This window comes from Pseudonocardia lutea (assembly GCF_042658055.1).
Taxonomy (GTDB): Bacteria; Actinomycetota; Actinomycetes; order Mycobacteriales; family Pseudonocardiaceae; genus Pseudonocardia; species Pseudonocardia lutea.
The window spans coordinates 137,316-157,463 of sequence record NZ_JBHSQK010000008.1 but is presented as its reverse complement, the minus strand read 5'-3'; the positions used below and the strand labels follow the sequence as shown (position 1 = coordinate 157,463).

Below are 20,148 nucleotides of genomic sequence, written 5' to 3'. Positions count from 1 at the left end.
GCCACGATCGTCGCAATCCGTCGCACCCGGGTCTGCGGCTTCTTCGCTCGGGCAAGCGCCTCGAGGTGGGCCCGGCGGGCGGAGGGCGACATCGCCTCCCACCCCGCGGCGGCGGCCGGGTCGTCGTCCAGCGCGGAGCGGAGATCGGGAGGCACGATCCCGGCCTGGGCGTCGGCGAGAAGCGTCCACATCCCGTTCGCCTGGGCGAGATCGATCATCGCCTGCCCGGCCGGGGTCATCCGCCCCTCCGCGATCAGCTGCGCGACGAGCTCGCGGTTGATCGTGCTCCACGCGCTGCGCGGGCTCCGGGGGCTGAACCGCTGCCGTCGCGACGACGCGTCGTGCCTGCGGGAGAGGCCGTCGATCCAGCCGAAGCACAGGGCCTCCTCGAGGGCCTGCCGCTGCGTCAGCCCGGGCCGGCCCGAGCGGGCGTGCGGGATGACCACCCACGCCTCGCGGGCGGTGGACGCGTGCTCCACCAGCCACGCGCGCCACTGCTGCGGGGTGGTCGCGTCGACCACGTCGTCGTTCATCAACACCCCCGACCGCGACGCTAGCCGGTCGGGAGGACGAGCGGTGACTACCCGCCGACCGGTGCGGCCGGCACGAGCCCGCCCGTCCCCCGCGACAGGACGCGGGCGAGGGTGTCCGGCTCGAACAGGCGCGCGGCGAGCGCGTCGGCCAGGCCGACCGGACCCACGTCGTCGCCGTGGCGGGTCACGCGGATGCGCAGGTCCTGGGTGGCGAGCGGGAGCGAGCGGGCCGCGACGTGCTGCCGGATCCCGGCCAGCAGATGTTCACCGCCCGCGGCGGCGAGCGGGCCCCCGACGACGATCTCCGAGGGGTTCAGCAGGCTCACCGCCTGGGCCAGCCCGACGCCGAGGACCCGGCCCGCGGCCCGGACCCGCTGGATCGCCCGGGCGTCGCCGGCCCGCAGCAGCGCCACGACGTCGAGGGCCGTCCGCGGGCGCCCGTCGCCGAGGTCGCCGAGATCACGGGCGATCGCCCAGCCGCCGGCGTAGGCCTCGAGACACGCGGACTTGCCGCAGCGGCACAAGGGCGGCGGGCCGTCCTCGCCGGCGTCGACGAAGGTGTGCCCGAGGTCCCCGGCGGCGCCCTGCGCGCCGCGCAGGATCCGCCCGTTGGCGACGATCCCGGCGCCCACCCCGGTCCCGACCTTGACGAACAGCAGATCGTCGGGCCCGGGCTCGGGGGCCAGGCAGCGTTCCCCCCACGCCATCGCGTTGGCGTCGTTCTCCACGTGCACCGGCACCTCGAACGTGGCGCCGAGCCGGCCGGGGACGTCGAAGCCGTCCCAGCCCGTCATGATCGGCGGCGAGACGACCCGGCCGGTCGGGAAGTGCACCGGCCCGGGCAGGCCGACCGCGACCCCCCACAGGGGCCGCTCCACGTCGGCCCGAAGGACCGCGAACCGCTCCTCGAGCAGGCCGAGGACCACCTCGGGACCCGCGCCGACGTCGAGGGCGACCGACTCTCGGGCGAGGATCCCGCCGGTGAGGTCGCAGCGGGCGAGCTGCGCGCCGGAGGCCCCGATGTGGCCGACGAGGAGGTCGCCGGCGTCGGGGTTGATCGAGAACAGGACCGCCGGACGTCCGCGCGCACCCTCGACCAGGCCGCACTCGCGCAGCAGCCCGGCACCGATCAGCTCGTCGAGCCGGGCGTTGACGGTGCCCCGGGACCAGCCCGTGCGGTCACCGACCTGCGCCCGGGTCAGCGGCGGCGTACCGCGCAGGTCGTGCAGCAGGACCCGCGCCCCCTCGCTCAGCACCGTCGCTCCGTCCATGCCTGCACGGTATCCGTACTGTGCCGTACGTATCAAGGCTGAATTTTGCTCTTGACTGAGCGAAAAGAGCTTCTTAGTGTTCCCCCAACGACAGAAGGAGGCGCGACGATGCGTGTTCACCCCCGGCACATGCGTGCCCTCGGTGCCGTCCTGACCGGCACCGCCCTGATCTCCCTCGCGGCCTGCGGCTCCGACGGCCCCACCGGCGGCGCCGCCGGCGGTGACGCCTCGGCGACCAAGCCGGTCGCCGCCGTCATCAAGGGCCTCGACAACCCGTTCTTCCAGCTCATGCAGGACGGGTTGAACGCGCAGGCCAAGACGGCGGGCGCCACCGTCGAGGTGCAGGCCGCCCAGTCCATCACCGACACCACCGGCCAGGCCGAGCGGCTGTCCGCGCTGAGCCAGCAGGACTTCGGCTGCTTCGTGGTCAACCCGATCTCGGGCAACAACCTGGTCCAGGGGCTGGCGCAGGTCGCGGCCAAGGACGTGCCGGTCGTCAACATCGACAGCCCGATCGACAGCCAGGCCGCCGACGCCGCCGGGCTGAAGGTCGCCACCTACATCGGCACCGACAACGCCGACGCCGGCGCCATGGCCGGCGACGAGATGGTCAAGGCCGTCGGCAGCGGGACCGTCGCGGTCATCGGCGGCATCGCCGGTGACGTGACCAGCGAGGCGCGGATCTCCGGCTTCACCGAGAAGGCGCAGGCGGCCGGGCTGACCCTGGTCCCGACCGTCTCCGCGGACTGGGAGCGGCAGAAGGCCCTCACCTCCGCGACCGACCTCATCGCCGCGCACCCCGACCTCAAGGGCATCTTCGCCGCGAACGACGACATGGGCCTGGGCGCCGCCCGCGCCGTCGCCAACGCCGGCAAGTCCGGCCAGATCAAGGTGGTCAGCGTCGACGGCAACTCCGACGCGCTCGACGCCGTCAAGTCCGGCGAGCTCACCGCGACCGTCGCGCAGTACCCGTACGCGATCGGCCAGATGGGCCTGCAGGCCTGCCAGAAGGCGATGTCCGGCGCGCAGCTGCCGGCCGACGTCAAGGCCCCGGTCGCCCTGGTGACCGCCGACGTGGTCGACCAGGCCAAGGCCGCCTACCCGGCGCCGTTCGCGCCCTTCGAGAACCCGCTGGGCTGAGGCCCGGCACCGACCCGCCTCCGCCCAGGCCCGCCCACGATCCGCGAGGAGCGACAGCGATGACCTCCCCCTCCAGCACGGCGCCCGAACGGCCACCGGCCGAGGCCGTCCCACCGGCCGAGCCCGGACGGCCCCGTCTCGCCGCGACCGTGCGCGACGTCGGCTTCTGGGCGGAGTGGGCCGCGGCGATCGGCCTGGTGGTGCTGGTCGTCGTCTTCCAGATCGCCAACCCGACCTTCCTCACCCTCGGCAACGTCTCGGCGATGCTGACCGCCTCGGCGATCCTCATCGTGCTGACGCTCGGCCAGACCTTCGTCATCGCGACCGGCGGCATCGACCTGTCGGTGGCCTCGACGATGACGTTCGCCGCGGTGGCGTTCGGGTTGGCGTTCTCCGCGGGTGCCCCGGTGGTCGCGTGCATCGCCGTGGCCCTGGTCGCCGGGGCGCTGGTGGGCGTGGTCAACGGCCTGCTCGTCGGCAAGGGCAAGATCGCCGACTTCATCGTCACGCTCGGCACGCTGTCGGCGGCCTCGGGCGCGGCGCTGGTGCTGTCCGACGGCAAGCCGGTCACCATCGTCAACCGCTTCCTGCTGCGGCTGTCCAGCACGGGGCTCGGTGTCCTGGGCTGGTCGTTCCTGGTGGCGGTCGTGCTCGCGGTCGTCGCGCACGTCGTGCTGTTCCGCACCCGGTTCGGCACACACGTGCTCGCGGCGGGCGGGTCCGCGGAGGCGGCCACCGCGACCGGCATCTCGGTGCCCCGCATCAAGATCGCGGTCTACACGATCGCCGGGGTGCTGGCCGGCGTCGCCGCGGTCCTGCTGGTGGCGCGTGTCGGGGCGGCCGAGCCGGCGTCGAACACCTCCTTCCTGCTCAACTCGGTGGCGGCGGTCGTGCTCGGCGGCGTCGCGCTCACCGGCGGCCGGGCCACGATCCTCGGCCCGGTCCTCGGCGCGCTGCTGCTCACCGCCCTCACCAACGGCCTGACCCTGCTCGGGGTCTCGCCCTTCTACCAGCCCGTCGCGGTCGGCACGGTCGTCGTGCTCGCCGCCCTGCTCGCGAGGTTCCGGCGCTGATGTCCACGACCCCCGACATCCTGCTCGACGTCCGCGACGTCCAGCTGTCCTTCGGCAGCGTCCGCGCCCTCAAGGGCGTCGACCTCCACCTGCGCCGCGGCGAGATCACCGCGCTCGTCGGCGACAACGGCGCCGGCAAGTCCACGATCGTGCGCTGCATGAGCGGCGTGCACCGGCAGGACTCCGGCGAGATCGTCTTCGACGGCGCGCCGATCGACTTCCGGTCCCCGGAGGACGCCCGGCTCGCCGGCATCGAGACCGTGCACCAGAACCTCGCGCTCGTCGAGGACCTCACGGTCTGGCAGAACCTGTTCCTCAACCGCGAGATCACCCGCGGCGTCGGCCCGGTCGCCCTGCTCGACCGCAAGGCGATGCGGCGGCAGGCGCAGGAGATGGTGTCCACCCTCGCCGTCAACGTCCCCGCGGTCGACTCCCGGGTGCGACGGCTGTCCGGCGGGCAGCGCCAGGCCGTGGCGATCTGCCGGGCCGCCGGCTTCTCCAGCAAGCTCGTGATCATGGACGAGCCGACCGCGGCGCTGGGCGTCCAGGAGACCGCGCGGGTCGAGGAGCTGATCACGAAGCTGCGGGCCGACGGGCACGCCGTCCTGGTGATCAGCCACGACTTCGCGCAGGTCATGCGCCTGTCCGACCAGGTGTGGGTGATGCGCGGCGGCCGCTGCGTCGCCGGTCGCCGCACCGCCGAGACCACGGGCGAGGAGATCGTCGCCCTCATCACCGGAGCGAAGGAATCATGAGCACTGCCCCCATCGCCAACTCCCTCGGTGTGCACGCCCTGGTCTGGGTCGGCGACACCTCCCCCGAGTCCGTCGACACCGCCGTGCGGCAGACCGCCGAGGCCGGCTTCGACCTGCTCGAGCTGTCCCTGCACGACTCGGTCAACCTCGACGTGCCCCGCGCCCGCGCCGCGCTCCAGGAGGCCGGGCTGCAGGTGGCCTGCTCCCGCGGCCTCGCCTTCGACGCCGACGTCTCCAGCGACGACCCCGCCGTCGTCGACCGGGGTGCGAAGCTGCTTGCCGACTCCCTGCAGGTCACGCGCGACCTGGGCGGAACGCACTTCACCGGGGCGCTGTACAGCGCGCTGGGCAAGTACTCCGCGCCGCTGAGCGCGGCCGGCCGGGCCAACGTGGTGCGGGTGCTGCGGGAGCTGGCCGCGGAGGCCGCCGGCGCCGGGATGACCCTCGGCCTCGAGGTGTGCAACCGCTACGAGACCAACGTCGTCAACACCGCGCGGGACGCGCTGCGGCTGGCCGACGACATCGGCGCCGACAACGTGCTCGTCCACCTCGACACGTACCACATGAACATCGAGGAGGCCGACTTCGTCCGCCCGGTGCTCGAGGTCGGCGACCGGCTCGGGTACGTGCACATCGGCGAGAACCACCGCGGCTACCTGGGCTCCGGGCACCTCGACTTCACGTCGTTCTTCCACGCGCTGGCCGACATCCGCTACACCGGACCGGTGACCTTCGAGTCCTTCTCCTCGGCCGTCGTCGCCCCGGGCCTGTCGGCGGACCTCGCCGTCTGGCGCAACCTGTGGGACGACGGCGCCGACCTCGCCCGGCACGCCCGCAGCTTCCTGGCCGACGGGCTCGCGGCCGCCGCCCGCCGGTAGTCGCCGTGCGCATCGAGCGGTTCGACGAGCTGGTCGACCGGGCCCTGGCACTCGCGGCCGGCCCGGCCGACCGGCGGGTCCTGCTGGGCATCGCGGGCAGCCCCGGGGCGGGCAAGACCACGCTGGCGGAGTCCCTGGTGGCCGCGCTCGCGGCCGCCCCGCCGCCGGGGCTCGACGCCGGCTGGGTCGCGCACGTGCCGATGGACGGCTTCCACCTGGCCGACGTCGAGCTCGACCGGCTCGGGCGGCGGGACCGCAAGGGTGCGCCGGACACGTTCGACGCCGCCGGGTACGCGGCCCTGCTGAACCGGCTGCGCGAGGTCCCCGCGCCGGACGCCCCGCCGGTGTACGCCCCGGCGTTCGACCGGGAGATCGAGCAGCCCGTCGCCGGCTCGATCCCGGTGCACCCGGCCTGCCGGGTCGTCGTCACCGAGGGGAACTACCTGCTGCTCGACGACCCGGCGTGGCGGGCGGCGCGGGCCGCGCTCGACGAGGTGTGGTTCGTGGAGATCGACGAGGCGCTGCGCACCGAGCGGCTGGTCGACCGGCACGTGCGGTTCGGGAAGAGCCCCGACCTCGCCCGGCACTGGGTGGCGACGACGGACGAGCCCAACGCCCGGCTCATCGAGTCGACCCGCACGCGGGCGGACGTCCTCGTCCGGTTGTGAGCAGTTCCGGTCGCGCCTCGGCGCGACCGGACTGCTCAGATCCGCACCGCGTCCAGGGCGCCGAGCACGTCGGCGACCAGGTCGTCCGTGTCCTCGCAGCCCGCGGAGACCCGGAGCAGGCCGGGCGGCACCGCGTCCCCCCACCGTTCCCGCCGGTCCGCGGAGGTCTGCAGCCCGCCGAAGCTCGTCGACGACGAGACGAGGTGCGAGGCCGCGAGGAACTCGCCCACCGCCTCGGCCGAGGGCAGGGTGAACCGCAGGATCCCGTTCCAGCGCCGCATCTGCTTCGAGGCCACCGCGTGCGAGGGGTCGGACGGCAGCCCGGGCCACCGGACGTCCGACGCCGCGGGGTGCCCGAGGAGCGCCTGGACCAGCGCGTGCGCGTTCTTCGCCTGCCGTTCCAGCCGCAGGTCCAGCGTGCCCAGCCCGCGGTGCGCCAGCCAGATCTCCATCGGCCCCGGGATCGCGCCGCTGCGGGTGCGCGCGGCCCGGACCCGCCCGGCCAGGATCGGGTCGGCGCAGGTCACGTGCCCGAGCACGACGTCGCCGTGCCCGGACAGCGCCTTGGTGTCACTGGCGATCACGAAGTCGGCGCCGAGCGGCAACGGCTTCTGCCCGAGCGGCGTCGCCGTGGTGTTGTCCACGGCCACCATCGCCCCGGCCGCGTGCGCGGCGTCGGCGATGGCGCGGATGTCGCACACCTCGAGCCCGGGGTTCGACGGCGTCTCGAGCAGCACCAGCGAGGCGCCGTGGAGTGGCTCCCACGCCCCCGCCGTCCCGAACTCCCGGACCTCCACCCCCATCGGCGCGAGCTCCTCGGACGCGACGAGCCGGGCGATGTAGTAGCCGTCGCTGGGCAGGACGACCGCGGTGCCGGGGCGGGCGCACAGCCGCATCACCGCGGACAGCGCAGCCATCCCGGAGGCGAACGCGACGCACTCGCCGCCCTCCAGCTCCCCGACCGCGGTCTCGTACGCGCGCCAGGTCGGGTTGTCGGCACGGCCGTAGAAGAACTCCGGCTGCGGGTCGTGCGGGAGCCCCAGCTCGAAGGTCGCCGACAGCACCGGGCCGGGGTGCACGGGCTCGCCCACCGCACCCGGCGGGTGCCCGCCCCAGACGCAGCGCGTCCCGTCCCCGTCCATGGGTCTCCTCGTCCTCGGTCGTGCACCGGCAGCGGTGCCGGAGCACCACGAGCCGCGCACGGGCGGCGCAGCCGCGGCTACTCGGGCTTCGGCGCCCGCGAGATCAGTTCCTTCGCCATGGCGGTGGCGGAGTAGCCCTCGTGGCACACCCGCCGCACGGCGTCGGCGATCGGCAGTTCCACCCCGTGCCGTTCCCCGAGCTCGCAGATCGACACGCACGACTTGACGCCCTCGGCGACCTGTCCGTGGTTGGCCGCCTCGGCCTGGGCAAGGGTCTCGCCGCGGCCCAGGTGCTCGCCGAAGGTGCGGTTGCGGGAGAGCGGCGAGGAGCACGTCGCCACCAGGTCCCCGAGCCCGGCGAGCCCGGCGAAGGTCAGCGGGTCCGCGCCCAGCTCGGCGCCCAGCCGGGCGGTCTCGGCCAGCCCGCGCGTGATCAGCGAGGCGCGGCTGTTGTCGCCCAACCCCATCCCCGCCGCGATCCCGACGGCCAGCGCGATCACGTTCTTGCCCGCGCCGCCCAGCTCGCAGCCCACCACGTCCGTGTTGGTGTAGGAGCGGAAGTAGTCGTTCGAGGTCGCGGACTGCAGCTCCACGGCCCGCTCGTGATCAATGCACGCGATCACCGTGGCCGTCGGCTCCCCCTGCGCGATCTCCCGCGCCAGGTTCGGCCCGGACACGACGGCGATCTGGTCCGCGGGCACGGCCGCGACCTCCGCGATCACCTCGCTCATCCGCTTGAGCGTGCCCAGCTCGACGCCCTTGGCCAGGCTCACCAGCGTCCGTCCCGGCGGGAGCAGCGGCTTCCAGTGCGCCAGGTTCGCCCGCAGCGTCTGCGACGGCACGGCGAGGACGACGGCGTCGGCGCCCTCGAGCGCGGCCGCGGCGTTCGACGTCGCCGAGAGGGTGTCCGGCAGCCGGATGCCGGGCAGGTAGTCGGGGTTCTGGCGGGTGTCGCGGATCGCCTTGGCGACCTCGGGCCGCCGCGCCCAGAGCACGACCTGGCGGCCGGCGTCGCCGACGACCTTGGCGAACGCCGTGCCCCACGACCCGGCGCCGAGGACCGCGATCTTCGCGAGCGCCGTCACGCCGGCCCGCCGTTCCGCTCGGCCTCGGGGGTTGCGGCCTCCGCCGTGCGGCCCTCGGCGGCCCGGCGGTAGAAGCCCGGCGGCGGCGTCTCGTCCCGGACCTCGGCCAGCAGCTCCTTGCAGCGGGTCATGAACAGCTCGGTCACCTCGCGGAGGATCGTGGCGTCGATCGGCCGGCCGCGGTAGGCGGACAGGTCGATCGGCTCGCCGGCCCGCACCGTGATCCGCCTGCGCGGGAGGGGCCGGACCTTCTTGTTGTAGTGGTCGTACACCTCCCGGGTTCCCCAGTGGACCATGGGCAACACCGGCACGTCCGAGGACAGCGCGAGCCGCGCCGCGCCCGTGCGCGAGTGCATCGGCCAGCCCTCGGGGTCCCGGGTGATCGTGCCCTCCGGGTAGATCACCACGACCTTGCCGTTCGCCAGGCCCTCGACGCCGGCGGAGAGGCTCTGCTGCGCGTCGGCGGAGTCGCGGTAGACCGGGATCTGCCCGCTGCCGATCAGCACCTTCCCGAACACCGGGATCTTCCACAGGCTCGCCTTGGCCAGGAACCGTGGCACCCGGCGGGCGGTGTGCACCCACAGCGCCGTGTACACCGGGTCCAGGTACGAGATGTGGTTCGCCACGACCAGCGCGCCGCCCTCCGCGGGCAGGTGCTCACGGCCCTGGTAGTCCGGGCGTCCCGCCAGGTACGACAGCGGGTAGAAGACCGCCGCCGCGAGCCCGACCCAGAACCCACCCTTCTCGCGCGCCACCGCTGCCCCTCTCCCGTCGTGGATCGACGCCGATCCTTCCCTGCCCGCCCGGGCGCGGTCCACCGACACCCTCGGGCGGGTGGAACGATGGTGGGGTGAGCAGCCGCGAAGTGGGTCTGGTCGTGCCCGTCAAGGGGCTCGACGCGGCCAAGTCCCGGCTGCGCGGAGCGGCCGACGGCGGGGTGGGCGACCCGGCCCGGCACGCCGAGCTCGCTCTCGCGCTAGCCCTGGACACCCTGGACGCCGTGCTGGCCGCCGACCGGGTGGCCGCCGTCGTCGTCGTGACGAGCGACGAGACCGTCGGGCGGGAGCTGGCCGGGACGGGGGTGCGGATCGTCCGGGACGAGCCGGCGGCCGGGCTCAACGCCGCCCTGGTGCACGGCGCCGCGCTGCTCCCGCGCGACCTGCCGCACGGTGCGCTCCAGGCCGACCTCCCCGCGCTCAGGCCCGAGGAGCTCGACGAGGCGCTCGCGCACGCGTCGGACAGGGCCTTCTGCGCCGATGCCCGGGGCGACGGCACCACCCTGCTCCTCGCCCCCACCGGTGCCCCGCTGGACCCGCGCTTCGGACCCGGTTCGGCGGCCGCGCACCGAGCGTCGGGCGCCGTCCCGCTCGACGGCGAGCTGCCCGGCCTGCGCCGGGACGTCGACACGGAGGCCGATCTCCGGGAGGCCTGCGCGCTGGGCGTCGGGCCGCGGACGGCCGGGCTGTTCGTCTGCCGGTAACCCCTGGTCAAGCGCCGGACGCGGGTCGATAATCCGGGCCTGCAGGGAGGCGTGTCATGACCGTTCTCTGGATCGTCCTCTTCGCCGTGGCCCTGACCGTGCTGATCGGTGCCGCGACCAGTGTCCGGGTGGTGCAGCAGTTCGAGCGGGGCGTGGTGTTCCGGTTCGGCCGGCTGCAGCCGCAGACGAGAGGTCCGGGGCTCGCGCTGCTGGTCCCGGTGGCCGACCGCATGCAGAAGGTCAACATGCAGGTGATCACCCTGCCGGTCCCCGCCCAGGACGGGATCACCAGCGACAACGTCACCGTCCGGGTCGACGCCGTCGTCTACTACCGCGTGGTCGACCCCGTGCGGGTGGCGGTGGACGTGCAGGACTACGGCTCGGCGATCCTGCAGGTCGCGCAGGCCTCGCTGCGCTCGATCATCGGCAAGAGCGAGCTCGACGACCTGCTGTCCAACCGCGAGCGGCTCAACCAGGGCCTCGAGCTGATGCTGGACAATCCGGCGGTCGGCTGGGGCGTGCACATCGACCGCGTGGAGATCAAGGACGTGGTGCTGCCGGAGTCGATGAAGCGGTCGATGTCGCGCCAGGCCGAGGCCGAGCGCGAGCGGCGGTCCCGGGTGATCACCGCCGAGGGCGAACTGCAGGCCTCGCAGCAGTTGGCGCAGGCGGCCGAGGTGATGACCAGCCATCCCGCCGCCCTGCAGCTGCGGCTGCTGCAGACCGTCGTCGAGGTGGCGGCGGAGAAGAACTCCACCGTGGTCCTGCCCTTCCCCGTGGAGCTGCTGCGGTTCCTGGAGCGGTGGACGCCCTCAGACGGACCGTCTCCGGCGCAGAACGGCAGCCGCCCGCCAGCCGGCGACGAGCAGCGCGGCGATCCCGGCGAGATCCCCGCCGGTGACCCCGTGGGTCGGGGCGACGACGACCAGGACCGGTCCCTCCATACGACCGTTGACGAGGAACCACAGCACCGCGACGGCGGCGAGCGCGACCGCCCCGCCCAGCCCGGTCTCCCCGCTGACCGCAGCGAGCACGACGAGGGCGACCAGCACGAGGGAGGCGAGCATCGGGTCATCGTGCCGGGGCCGATGTGAGACCCGGAGGAAGCGCGGCCGCCGTTGCCGGGCAATTCGGGCGCTCCGACCCGAATCGCGGCACCTCCGGCCCTGCTTTAGGCTCGCTTCTCCGGTAGCCGACGAGGTGAAGACGACGCCGCGGCCGCCCGTGATTCGAGCCCGCCCCGAGGTCGGAGTCCCCTGGCATGGTTTCCCGGAGTCGTCCTGCCGTCGAGGTCCTGCGCTCGACGGCCGAACTCGATGCCCTCGAGAACGAATGGGCCGAACTGCTCAGCACCATTCCCGATCATTCGCTGAGCCAGACCTTCCTCTACTCCCGGGTCGCGTGGACCCGACTCGCGGAGCCCCGCGGTTCCCGGCTGACCGTCGTCACCGTCCGTCGGGGGGACGAGCTCCTGCTCGTCTGGCCCCTGCACGTCGAACGCGGGCGCGGCCACACGGTGGCCACCCACCTGGGCAACCGGAGCACGCAGGAGTACGCCGTCCCCGTCGTCCGTCCCGGCGAGGATGCCGAGGAGGCCCTCGCGCTCGCGACCGCGGAGGCGACCCGGCTCGCCGACGTGCTCGCCGTCCACCATCAGCCGAACGCCCCGCTCCCGGTCGGTGGTCGCTTCGCCGCGCTCGCCTTCGCCTCCACGACGACGTCCCCGGTCGCCCTGCGTCCCGGCGACGGGTTCGACGCGTGGATGGCCACCCGTCCCCAGAAGCTGCGGTGGGAGATGCGGCGCAACCGCAAGCGCCTCCAGAAGGCCGGCGCGGTCGCCTTCCGCACCTCCGACGACGATCCGGCCTTCGGCCACCGGGCCCTCGACTGGATCTTCGCGCGCAAGCGGGAGTGGCTCGTCCGCCGGCACAAGACCGCGCCGTGGATCAGCGAGGGATCGGGCGAGGTCTTCTTCCACGAGTTGCTCGACCGCATGCCCGCACCGGCGCAGGTACGCCCACTGGTGGTCGGCGTGACCGTCGACGACGAGCTGGTCTCGGCGTCGGTCTGCTACCGCTCGGCGCGTACGGTGGAGGGCTTCGTCATGGCCTTCGACGAGTCGCGCGCGGCGCTGGGCGCGGGCAACGTCCTGATCGAGGAGTGCGTGCGGCTGGCGTTCGACCTCGGCCTCGACTTCGACTTCCGCATCGACGCGTTCGACTACAAGATGCGCTGGTCCGACCGGGAGACGACCCGGCACACCCGGTTCGTGCCGTGCACGGTCCGCGGGCTGGTCCCGGTGGCCGCGCGGCACGCCACCCACGCCTACGGCCGACTGAAGGTGGTCTCGACGCCCCTGCTCACCCGGTACCTGCCCGGGGTGCTGCGGGCGCGGGCCCACCGCGAACCGCCCACGCAGATCGCGGCCGCGCTGGTCCAGGACGTACGCGCGCTGGTACCCCGCCGCGCGTCCTGATCGCGGTCAGCTCGCGAAGCGACGGCGGAGCGGGCCGACCACGCGCGGCGCCACGGCCCGGCTGACCGCGAGCCCCCGGTTGATCAGCCCGCCGACGACGGGAACGGTCGTCAACCGGTGCAGCGCGAGGTAGAGCCCTGGCGCCCGGCGCGCGACGAGGCGCCGCCGCTCCATCAGCAGGCGGGCGAAGTCCCGGACCGGGCGCTCGACGTACTGCGGGACGGCCTCGAACCAGGCCGCGCTCGACCGGGCCTGCCGCGCCGTCACCTCCAGGGCCTCGGCACGCTCGGCCCCGTAGCCGGCCAGGGCGGCGGCGACGGACGGGGCCCGTTCCAGGTGCCGCGCCAGGGCGATCGCGTCCTCCAGGGCCAGCCGGGTGCCCGAGCCGACACTGAAGTGGGTCGTGTGGGCGGCGTCGCCCACCAGCGCGAGCGTCCCGTCCGTCCAGGCCGAGTTCCGGACCGTCGCGAACCGCCGCCAGGGCGCGGTCTCGCGTGCCTCCTCCTGCAGGACGAGCTTGTGGCCCGCCAGCTGGTCGGCGAAGGTCGACTCGAGGAGGCGGAGCGTCTCGTCCGGCCCGAGCGCGTCCAGCCCGAGGGCGCGCCAGGTCTCCTCCGTGGTCTCCACGATGAAGGTACTGCCGGCCTCGCCGAACGCGTAGGCGTGCGCCCACAGCCAGCCGGCCCGGCTCCTCACGAACGGGAAGGTGAACGAGGAGAACTGCTTCTCCGTGCCGAGCCAGATGTAACGGTTGTGCCCCTCCGTGACCACCGTCCGGATGCCCGGCGCCTGCTCCCGCAGGCCGCTGCGCACGCCGTCGGCCGCCACGACCAGGTCGTACCCCTCGAGGTCGGCCGCGCGCTCGATCCGCCGGTCGAACTCGATCCGCACGCCGACCTCCCGCGCCCGGTCGACGAGCAGTTTCTGCATGAGGTGCCGCCCCATGGCGAAACCCGACGCGGTGAACCGGACCTCGGAACCGTCGACCTCGACGACCTGGTCGTGCCAGGTGTAGCGGAACTCCCGGAGCGACTCGGCGAACGGCGGGTCGACGGCCTCGACCTGTTCCATCAGGTCCGGCCAGAACACCACGCCCCAGCCGCGCGGCGCGCCTTCCGCGGCCTGTTCGTACACCGTGACCTCAGGAGCCCCGGGGAGCTTTCGCGCGAGAATGGCGAGGAACAGTCCGCCGGGCCCGGCGCCGACGCACGCGATGCGCATGGTGGTCATCGTGCCAGTCACGCATTCCCCGCCGGGCTTCGCCCGCCGAGCACGGGGTCCGGGGGAGCCGGTCATGCCGTCGACCGCCGTCGAGGCCTGCGATGTCCGGCACAACCCACCCCGCCTCCGCAGGTCAACCGCCATTCGAGACCCGCCCGTGACCGAGAGTTCACCCGGATGTCGGTCGCTCCGACGGGTCGGAGGGGCGGTGGGTGCGGAAGAATCCCGCCGGTGAGCACGGGCCCCGAGAACACCGAGACCGGAGCCGCCGGGAGCAACGGCCGCCGCCGGACGACCGCGAAGAAGCCGGCCCCGCGCCGCGCCACCCCGGTGCGTGCCTCGCGGTCCGGCGCCCGGGTCGAGACCGTGGCGCCCGGACCGGCGCCGGTCCCCACGAGCGCGAGCACCGCCACCGCCCCGGCCGCCGCCTCCCCGGCCAACGGCGCCGGCGCCGCCCCGATCGGGCCGCCCGCACCGACCACGGTCGCCGCGCCCAGCGGGCTGCCCGACGACCGCTACCTCAACCGCGAGCTCTCCTGGCTGGACTTCAACGCCCGGGTGCTCGCGCTGGCCGAGGACACCAGCCAGCCGCTGCTCGAGCGCGCGAAGTTCCTCGCGATCTTCGCCAGCAACCTCGACGAGTTCTACATGGTCCGGGTCGCCGGGTTGAAGCGTCGCGACGAGACCGGCCTGGCCGTGCGCAGCGCCGACGGCCTCTCCCCGCGCGAGCAGCTGGTGAAGATCGCCGAGCGCAGCCAGCAGCTGTCCGAGGCGCACGCGCGGGTGTTCCTCGACGAGGTCCGCCCCGAGCTCGACCAGAACGGCATCCACATCCGCCGCTGGAGCGACCTGTCGGACACCCAGCGTCTGCGGCTGTCGGACTACTTCGCCGCGCAGGTCTTCCCGGTGCTCACACCGCTGGCCGTCGACCCCGCGCACCCCTTCCCGTACATCTCGGGCCTGTCGCTGAACCTGGCCGTCACGGTGCGGGACACCGACAGCCGCACGGAGCGCTTCGCGCGGGTCAAGGTGCCCAACAACGTCCCCCGCCTGGTCCGGGTGCAGGACGACGAGGGCAGGCCCGGCCGGGATGTCACGTTCCTGCCCATCGAGGACCTCATCGCCGCCCACCTCGGCGAGCTGTTCCCGGGCCTCGAGGTCGCCGAGGTGCACGCCTTCCGCGTGACCCGCAACGCCGACCTGGAGGTCGAGGAGGACCGCGACGAGGACCTGCTGCAGGCCCTCGAGCGCGAGCTCGCGCGCCGACGCTTCGGCCCGCCCGTGCGGCTCGAGGTCGTCGACACCATGTCCGAGCACGTGCTGGAGCTGCTGCTGCGCGAGCTGGACGTGGATCCGGGCGACGTCGTCACCGTGCCCGGGCTGCTCGACCTCACCTGCCTCTGGGAGGTCTACGGCGCCGACCGGCCGGACCTCAAGGACGAGCCCTTCCGCCCCGCCACGCACCCCGCGTTCGGCGAGCGGGAGACCCCGCGCAGCGTCTTCGCCACCCTGCGGGACGGGGACGTGCTGGTCCACCACCCGTACGACTCCTTCTCGACGAGCGTGCAGCGCTTCGTCGAGCAGGCCGCGGCGGACCCGAACGTGCTGGCGATCAAGCAGACGCTCTACCGGACCTCGGGCGACTCCCCGATCGTCGACGCCCTGATCGACGCGGCGGCGGCCGGCAAGCAGGTCGTCGCACTGGTGGAGATCAAGGCGCGGTTCGACGAGCAGGCCAACATCCGCTGGGCGCGCGAGCTGGAGAAGGCGGGCGTGCACGTCGTCTACGGGCTGGTCGGCCTGAAGACGCACTGCAAGACCGCGCTGGTCGTGCGCCAGGAGGGCTCGACGATCCGCCGCTACTGCCACATCGGCACCGGCAACTACAACCCGAAGACCGCCCGGCTCTACGAGGACATCGGCGTGCTCACCGCCGACCCGACGATCGGCGCCGACCTCACGGACCTGTTCAACTCGCTCACCGGCTACTCGCGGCAGACCTCCTACCGGAGCCTGCTCGTGGCGCCCTACGGCGTGCGGCGCGGGATCGTGCGCCGCATCGAGGACGAGATCGAGGCGCACCGGGCCGGCGACGCCGCGGCCCGGGTCCGGATCAAGGTCAACTCGCTGGTCGACGAGCAGGTGATCGACGCCCTGTACCGGGCCTCGCAGGCCGGGGTGCCCGTCGACGTCGTGGTCCGCGGGATCTGCGCGATCCGCCCGGGCGTGCCGGGGCTGTCGGAGAACATCCAGGTCCGCTCCATCCTCGGGCGCTTCCTGGAGCACTCGCGGATCTTCCACTTCGGCTCGGCGGACGAGTACTGGATCGGCAGCGCCGACATGATGCACCGCAACCTCGATCGCCGCGTCGAGGTGCTGCTGCGGGTGGCGGACCCGAAGCTCGCCGCGCAGCTCGGCGAGGTCTTCGACTCCTGCCTCGACCCCGCCACGCGCTGCTGGACCCTGGAGGGCGACGGCTCCTGGGAGCCCTCGCCGCCCAAGGGCACGGATCTGGAGAAGGTGCGCGACCACCAGGCGGAGCTCATGATCGCGCACGCGTCGCGGTCCCAGGTCGACGAGTGACGGTCGGCGGCGCGGATGTCTGACCTCTACGCCGCGCTCGGGGCCGACGTGCTCGCCGCGGGCACGGTGCTCTGGCGCGCCGGGAACGCCGGCCCGCTGGTCGCACTGGTGCACCGGCCGAAGTACGACGACTGGGGCCTGCCCAAGGGCAAGCTCGACAACGGCGAGACCCTCGCCGCCTGCGCGTTGCGGGAGACCTGGGAGGAGACGGGCGTGCGGGCCCGGCTGGGCGCCCGGCTCGGCGACGTCCGCTACCTCGTCCCCGAGGGCAGCAAGCTCGTGCGGTACTGGGCGGCCGAGGCGCTCGAGGCGCCGGAGTTCAGCTCGAACACCGAGATCGACGAGCTGGTCTGGGTCACGCCCGCCGACGCCGCCGCGCGGCTGAGCTACGCCCACGACGTCGAGGTCCTCCGGCGGTTCACGCCCCCGGCCACGGTGCTGCTCCTGGTCCGGCACGCGAAGGCCGGCAGCCGCAAGGACTGGGACGGCGACGACGACCTGCGCCCGCTCTCCGGGGTCGGCCGCAGCCAGGCCGAGCACCTGGTCGGGTTCCTCGACGGGTTCGCGCCGGAGCGCCTGCACTCGGCGACGCCGGTGCGCTGCGTGGACACGATCGCCCCGTACGCCTCGCTGCACGGCCTGAAGATCGAGCGCGAGCCGCTGCTCGGCGAGGAGGGCTACTGGGTGGACCCGACCGCCGGGCTCGCCCGCTTCCGCGCCCTGCTCGCCCGGCCCGGCGTCACGGTGCTGTGCAGCCAGGGCGGGGTGATCCCGGACGTGGTCGAGACGCTGCTCGACGAGTCGGACGCCGCGATCACGGGCGTGCCGGACCCGGAGAAGACCCCCGTGCCCTCCCGCAAGGGCAGCACCTGGGTGCTCACGACGGACAGCACGGGCGCCCTCCGCACCGCGGACTACTACCCCAGCCCCACCTGACTCCACGCACTCCGGAGCCATAGCGCTCCCGAGACCGGCTTCCGGGCGCGTTGTGCAACCATAACGCGCTGGTCAGCGGTCTCGGGGTCCGTTGTGGAACCATGACGCGGTCGAGCGCTACTTCTTCGCCTTGGCCTTCTTGGCGGGCTTGTCCTTGGTGACCTTGGCCGCCGGCTCCTTGGTGACCCTGACCGCCGGCTCCTTGGCGGACTTCCTCGCGGCCGGCTTGTCGGTCGTCTTCTCCGTCGTCTTCGCGGGCGCCTTCTCGGTCGTCCTGGCCTTGGCCGCGGTCGCCTTGGCGGCCGTGGAGCGGGCCGTCTTCCTCGGCACCGCGGGCGTCTCGACGGCCTCCTCCGCGGCGACGGGGCCGGAGGACCGGGCCGCGCGAGCCGCGGCAGGGCGCGGCGCCCGGGCCGGGGCCCGCTTCGCGCCGGCGGCGGCACCGTCGTTGCCGGCCACCGTGGTGCGGAAGGCCGTGCCCGGGCGGAACGACGGCACCGTGGTCGGCGGCACCGGGACCGTCTCGCCCGTGCGCGGGTTGCGTGCCACGCGCGCGGCCCGCGCCCGCGCCTCGAACACCCCGAAGCCGGTGAGTGTCACCGAGCCGCCGGAGCCGACCGTGTCCACGATGATGTCCAGCACTCCGTCCACTGCGGACGCCGCGGTGCGCCGGTCACCGAGGCGCGCCGCCAGCGCGTCCACCAGCTGGGTCTTGTTCATGGCCCCGCACGGTAGAGCCTCCTCCTCCATTCGCCAAGGGCCTGAGCGCCGAAGAGACGTTGGGGCACAACGAAAAACCGCCGTCGGCACCGTGCGTGACCACTGTGGTCACGCGCAGTGCCGACGGCGGTGCTCCGTCGGGGTGTCGCTCAGGCCGTGGTGACCGGCTTGTGCGCGGGCCGCGAGCGCTCGAAGGCGTCGATGGCGTCCTCGTGGCGCAGGGTCAGCCCGATGTCGTCGAGCCCCTCCAGCAGGCGCCAGCGGATGTAGTCGTCGATCTCGAAGGGCACGGTCAGGTCCTTGGCCTGCACCGTCTTCTCCTGCAGGTCGACGGTCACCTCGGTGCCCGGCTCGTTCTCCAGCAGCTTCCACAGCAGCTCGACGTCCGGCTGCTCGACCTGCGCCGCGACCAGCCCGGCCTTGGCCGAGTTGCCGCGGAAGATGTCGGCGAAGCGCGCCGAGATCACCACGCGGAAGCCGTAGTCCATCAGGGCCCAGACGGCGTGCTCGCGCGAGGAGCCGGTGCCGAAGTCCGGCCCCGCCACCAGCACCGACCCGCGGGAGAAGGGCTCCTGGTTGAGGATGAACGACTCGTCGTTGCGCCAGGCCGAGAACAGCCCGTCCTCGAACCCGGTGCGCGTGACGCGCTTGAGGTAGACGGCCGGGATGATCTGGTCGGTGTCCACGTTGGACCGGCGCAGCGGGACGCCGATCCCGGTGTGGGTCGAGAACTTGTCCATCAGCTCAGGTCCTCCGGCGAGCTCAGGGTCCCGCGCACCGCGGTCGCGGCGGCGACCAACGGGGAGACCAGGTGGGTGCGGCCGCCCTTGCCCTGGCGGCCCTCGAAGTTGCGGTTGGAGGTCGACGCGCTGCGCTCCCCCGGCGCGAGCTGGTCCGGGTTCATGCCCAGGCACATCGAGCAGCCGGCGGAGCGCCACTCGGCGCCGGCGGCGGTGAAGACCTTGTCCAGGCCCTCCTCCTCGGCCTGGAAGCGCACCCGCATCGAGCCGGGCACGACCAGCATCCGGACGCCCTCGGCGATCTGCCGCCCGTCGAGGATCTCCGCGGCGGCCCGCAGGTCCTCGATCCGCCCGTTGGTGCAGGAGCCGACGAACACGGTGTCGACCTTGATCGAGCGCAGCGGCTGGCCCGCCTCGAGGCCCATGTAGGCCAGCGCCTTCTCCGCGGCCACGCGCTCGTTCTCGTCGACGATGCTCTCCGGGTCCGGCACCGTCTCGCCCAGCGGCAGGCCCTGGCCGGGGTTGGTGCCCCAGGTGACGAACGGGGTCAGCGCGTCCGCGTCGATGTCCACCTCGGCGTCGAACACCGCGTCCGCGTCCGTGCGCAGCTCGCGCCAGGCCTCGACCGCCTCGTCCCACAGCGCGCCCTTCGGCGCGTGGTCGCGGCCCTTCAGGTAGGTGAAGGTGGTCTCGTCCGGGGCGATCATGCCCGCCCGGGCGCCGGCCTCGATCGACATGTTGCAGATCGTCATCCGGGCCTCCATCGAGAGGTTCTCGATGACGTTGCCCCGGTACTCGAGCACGTAGCCCTGGCCGCCGCCGGTGCCGATCTGCGCGATGATCGCCAGCACGACGTCCTTGCTCGTGACGCCCGGGCGCAGCCGACCGTCCTTCGAGTGGACGTTGATCGCCATGGTCTTGAACGGCTTGAGCGGCAGCGTCTGGGTGGCCAGCACGTGCTCCACCTCGGAGGTGCCGATGCCGAAGGCCATCGCGCCGAACGCGCCGTGCGTGGAGGTGTGCGAGTCGCCGCAGACGACCGTGGTGCCCGGCTGGGTCAGCCCCAGCTGCGGCCCGACGACGTGCACGATGCCCTGCTCGGCGTGGTTCATCGGGTAGAGCCGGACGCCGAACTCCTCGCAGTTGCGCCGCAGGGTCTCCACCTGCGTGCGCGAGACGGGGTCGGCGATCGGGGCGAGGACGTCGAGCGTCGGGACGTTGTGGTCCTCGGTGGCGAGCGTGAGGTCCGGGCGGCGGACCTTCCGGCCGGCGAGGCGGAGCCCGTCGAACGCCTGCGGGCTCGTGACCTCGTGCACGAGGTGCAGGTCGATGTAGAGCAGGTCGGGCTCCTGCCCTGCACCGTTTTCCGCGCCCTTGCGGACCAGGTGCTGGTCCCAGACCTTCTCGGCCAGCGTGCGTCCCACCGCTGCCGCCTCCTTCGCGTGTG

At 73.5% G+C, this 20,148-nt stretch carries 19 protein-coding genes; 10 read left to right on the top strand and 9 right to left on the bottom strand.

All coding sequences use genetic code 11. The features are described from left to right. Together ACFQH9_RS05420 and ACFQH9_RS05415 are read right to left on the bottom strand one after the other, a co-directional pair. Nucleotides 1-533: YdeI/OmpD-associated family protein (locus tag ACFQH9_RS05420; RefSeq protein ID WP_379564767.1), on the bottom strand; the 533-nt coding region annotated here is incomplete at its 3' end. A 47-nt stretch (nucleotides 534-580) separates the two neighbouring features. Next, nucleotides 581-1,804 carry an ROK family transcriptional regulator gene (locus tag ACFQH9_RS05415; RefSeq protein WP_379564766.1) on the bottom strand — a complete coding sequence of 408 codons (1,224 nt, stop codon included), beginning with the start codon at nucleotides 1,802-1,804 and terminating at the stop codon, nucleotides 581-583. A gap of 108 nt (nucleotides 1,805-1,912) precedes the next feature. On the opposite strand from ACFQH9_RS05415, the gene ACFQH9_RS05410 reads away from it, so the two are divergent. The 5 genes from ACFQH9_RS05410 to ACFQH9_RS05390 are packed head-to-tail and all read left to right on the top strand — an operon-like array spanning nucleotide 1,913 to nucleotide 6,318. Next, complete coding sequence (locus tag ACFQH9_RS05410; protein ID WP_379564765.1) at nucleotides 1,913-2,944, top strand: sugar ABC transporter substrate-binding protein; 1,032 nt, start codon at nucleotides 1,913-1,915, stop codon at nucleotides 2,942-2,944. A 59-nt stretch (nucleotides 2,945-3,003) separates the two neighbouring features. Beyond that, nucleotides 3,004-4,017, top strand: coding sequence for an ABC transporter permease (locus ACFQH9_RS05405; protein ID WP_379564764.1), 1,014 nt, complete (start codon nucleotides 3,004-3,006; stop codon nucleotides 4,015-4,017). Next, nucleotides 4,017-4,772, top strand: coding sequence for an ATP-binding cassette domain-containing protein (locus ACFQH9_RS05400; protein WP_379564763.1), 756 nt, complete (start codon nucleotides 4,017-4,019; stop codon nucleotides 4,770-4,772). Before ACFQH9_RS05405 ends, ACFQH9_RS05400 begins: the two co-directional genes overlap by 1 nt. Then, complete coding sequence (locus ACFQH9_RS05395) at nucleotides 4,769-5,650, top strand: sugar phosphate isomerase/epimerase family protein (RefSeq protein WP_379564762.1); 882 nt, start codon at nucleotides 4,769-4,771, stop codon at nucleotides 5,648-5,650. The genes ACFQH9_RS05400 and ACFQH9_RS05395 overlap by 4 nt, the downstream gene beginning before the upstream one ends. An 11-nt stretch (nucleotides 5,651-5,661) precedes the next feature. Further along, complete coding sequence (locus tag ACFQH9_RS05390) at nucleotides 5,662-6,318, top strand: nucleoside/nucleotide kinase family protein (RefSeq protein WP_379564775.1); 657 nt, start codon at nucleotides 5,662-5,664, stop codon at nucleotides 6,316-6,318. 35 nt (nucleotides 6,319-6,353) lie between these two features. Here ACFQH9_RS05390 and ACFQH9_RS05385 read toward each other — a convergent pair whose 3' ends face one another. The 3 genes from ACFQH9_RS05385 to ACFQH9_RS05375 form a co-directional block, all read right to left on the bottom strand. Next, nucleotides 6,354-7,460: a cystathionine gamma-lyase gene (locus ACFQH9_RS05385; protein ID WP_379564761.1), complete on the bottom strand. Its 1,107-nt coding sequence runs from the start codon at nucleotides 7,458-7,460 to the stop codon at nucleotides 6,354-6,356. A gap of 77 nt (nucleotides 7,461-7,537) precedes the next feature. After that, entirely contained in the window at nucleotides 7,538-8,545 is a 1,008-nt protein-coding gene (locus ACFQH9_RS05380) for an NAD(P)H-dependent glycerol-3-phosphate dehydrogenase (protein WP_379564760.1), read from the bottom strand. Next, the gene (locus ACFQH9_RS05375; protein WP_379564759.1) at nucleotides 8,542-9,300 is read right to left on the bottom strand and encodes a lysophospholipid acyltransferase family protein; all 759 of its coding nucleotides are present in this window, start codon (nucleotides 9,298-9,300) and stop codon (nucleotides 8,542-8,544) included. Before ACFQH9_RS05375 ends, ACFQH9_RS05380 begins: the two co-directional genes overlap by 4 nt. Nucleotides 9,301-9,395: 95 nt before the next feature. Here ACFQH9_RS05375 and cofC point away from each other — a divergent pair, with 95 nt between their 5' ends. From cofC to ACFQH9_RS05360, 3 genes are all read left to right on the top strand, one after another. After that, the gene (gene cofC, locus ACFQH9_RS05370; RefSeq protein WP_379564758.1) at nucleotides 9,396-10,025 is read left to right on the top strand and encodes a 2-phospho-L-lactate guanylyltransferase; all 630 of its coding nucleotides are present in this window, start codon (nucleotides 9,396-9,398) and stop codon (nucleotides 10,023-10,025) included. 56 nt (nucleotides 10,026-10,081) lie between these two features. Next, nucleotides 10,082-11,119 carry a slipin family protein gene (locus ACFQH9_RS05365; RefSeq protein WP_379564757.1) on the top strand — a complete coding sequence of 346 codons (1,038 nt, stop codon included), beginning with the start codon at nucleotides 10,082-10,084 and terminating at the stop codon, nucleotides 11,117-11,119. A gap of 167 nt (nucleotides 11,120-11,286) precedes the next feature. Next, entirely contained in the window at nucleotides 11,287-12,501 is a 1,215-nt protein-coding gene (locus ACFQH9_RS05360) for a GNAT family N-acetyltransferase (RefSeq protein WP_379564756.1), read from the top strand. A 6-nt stretch (nucleotides 12,502-12,507) separates the two neighbouring features. Here ACFQH9_RS05360 and ACFQH9_RS05355 read toward each other — a convergent pair whose 3' ends face one another. After that, complete coding sequence (locus ACFQH9_RS05355) at nucleotides 12,508-13,722, bottom strand: FAD-dependent monooxygenase (protein WP_379564755.1); 1,215 nt, start codon at nucleotides 13,720-13,722, stop codon at nucleotides 12,508-12,510. A gap of 222 nt (nucleotides 13,723-13,944) precedes the next feature. Here ACFQH9_RS05355 and ACFQH9_RS05350 point away from each other — a divergent pair, with 222 nt between their 5' ends. Together ACFQH9_RS05350 and ACFQH9_RS05345 are read left to right on the top strand one after the other, a co-directional pair. Next, nucleotides 13,945-16,305, top strand: a complete 2,361-nt coding sequence (locus ACFQH9_RS05350) for an RNA degradosome polyphosphate kinase (protein ID WP_379564774.1) — start codon at nucleotides 13,945-13,947, stop codon at nucleotides 16,303-16,305. A gap of 15 nt (nucleotides 16,306-16,320) precedes the next feature. After that, nucleotides 16,321-17,241 (top strand): NUDIX hydrolase, encoded by a 921-nt coding sequence (locus ACFQH9_RS05345; RefSeq protein ID WP_379564754.1) that lies wholly within the window; start codon nucleotides 16,321-16,323, stop codon nucleotides 17,239-17,241. Between the two features lie 117 nt (nucleotides 17,242-17,358). On the opposite strand, the gene ACFQH9_RS05340 is transcribed toward ACFQH9_RS05345, so the two are convergent. The 3 genes from ACFQH9_RS05340 to leuC form a co-directional block, all read right to left on the bottom strand. Then, nucleotides 17,359-17,961, bottom strand: coding sequence for an HU family DNA-binding protein (locus tag ACFQH9_RS05340; protein WP_379564753.1), 603 nt, complete (start codon nucleotides 17,959-17,961; stop codon nucleotides 17,359-17,361). A gap of 149 nt (nucleotides 17,962-18,110) precedes the next feature. Continuing rightward, nucleotides 18,111-18,701 (bottom strand): 3-isopropylmalate dehydratase small subunit, encoded by a 591-nt coding sequence (gene leuD, locus ACFQH9_RS05335; RefSeq protein ID WP_379564752.1) that lies wholly within the window; start codon nucleotides 18,699-18,701, stop codon nucleotides 18,111-18,113. Beyond that, a complete protein-coding gene (gene leuC, locus ACFQH9_RS05330) occupies nucleotides 18,701-20,125 on the bottom strand; it encodes a 3-isopropylmalate dehydratase large subunit (RefSeq protein WP_379564751.1) in 1,425 nt (474 codons plus the stop codon). Before leuC ends, leuD begins: the two co-directional genes overlap by 1 nt. Between the last annotated feature and the right edge of the window lie 23 nt (nucleotides 20,126-20,148).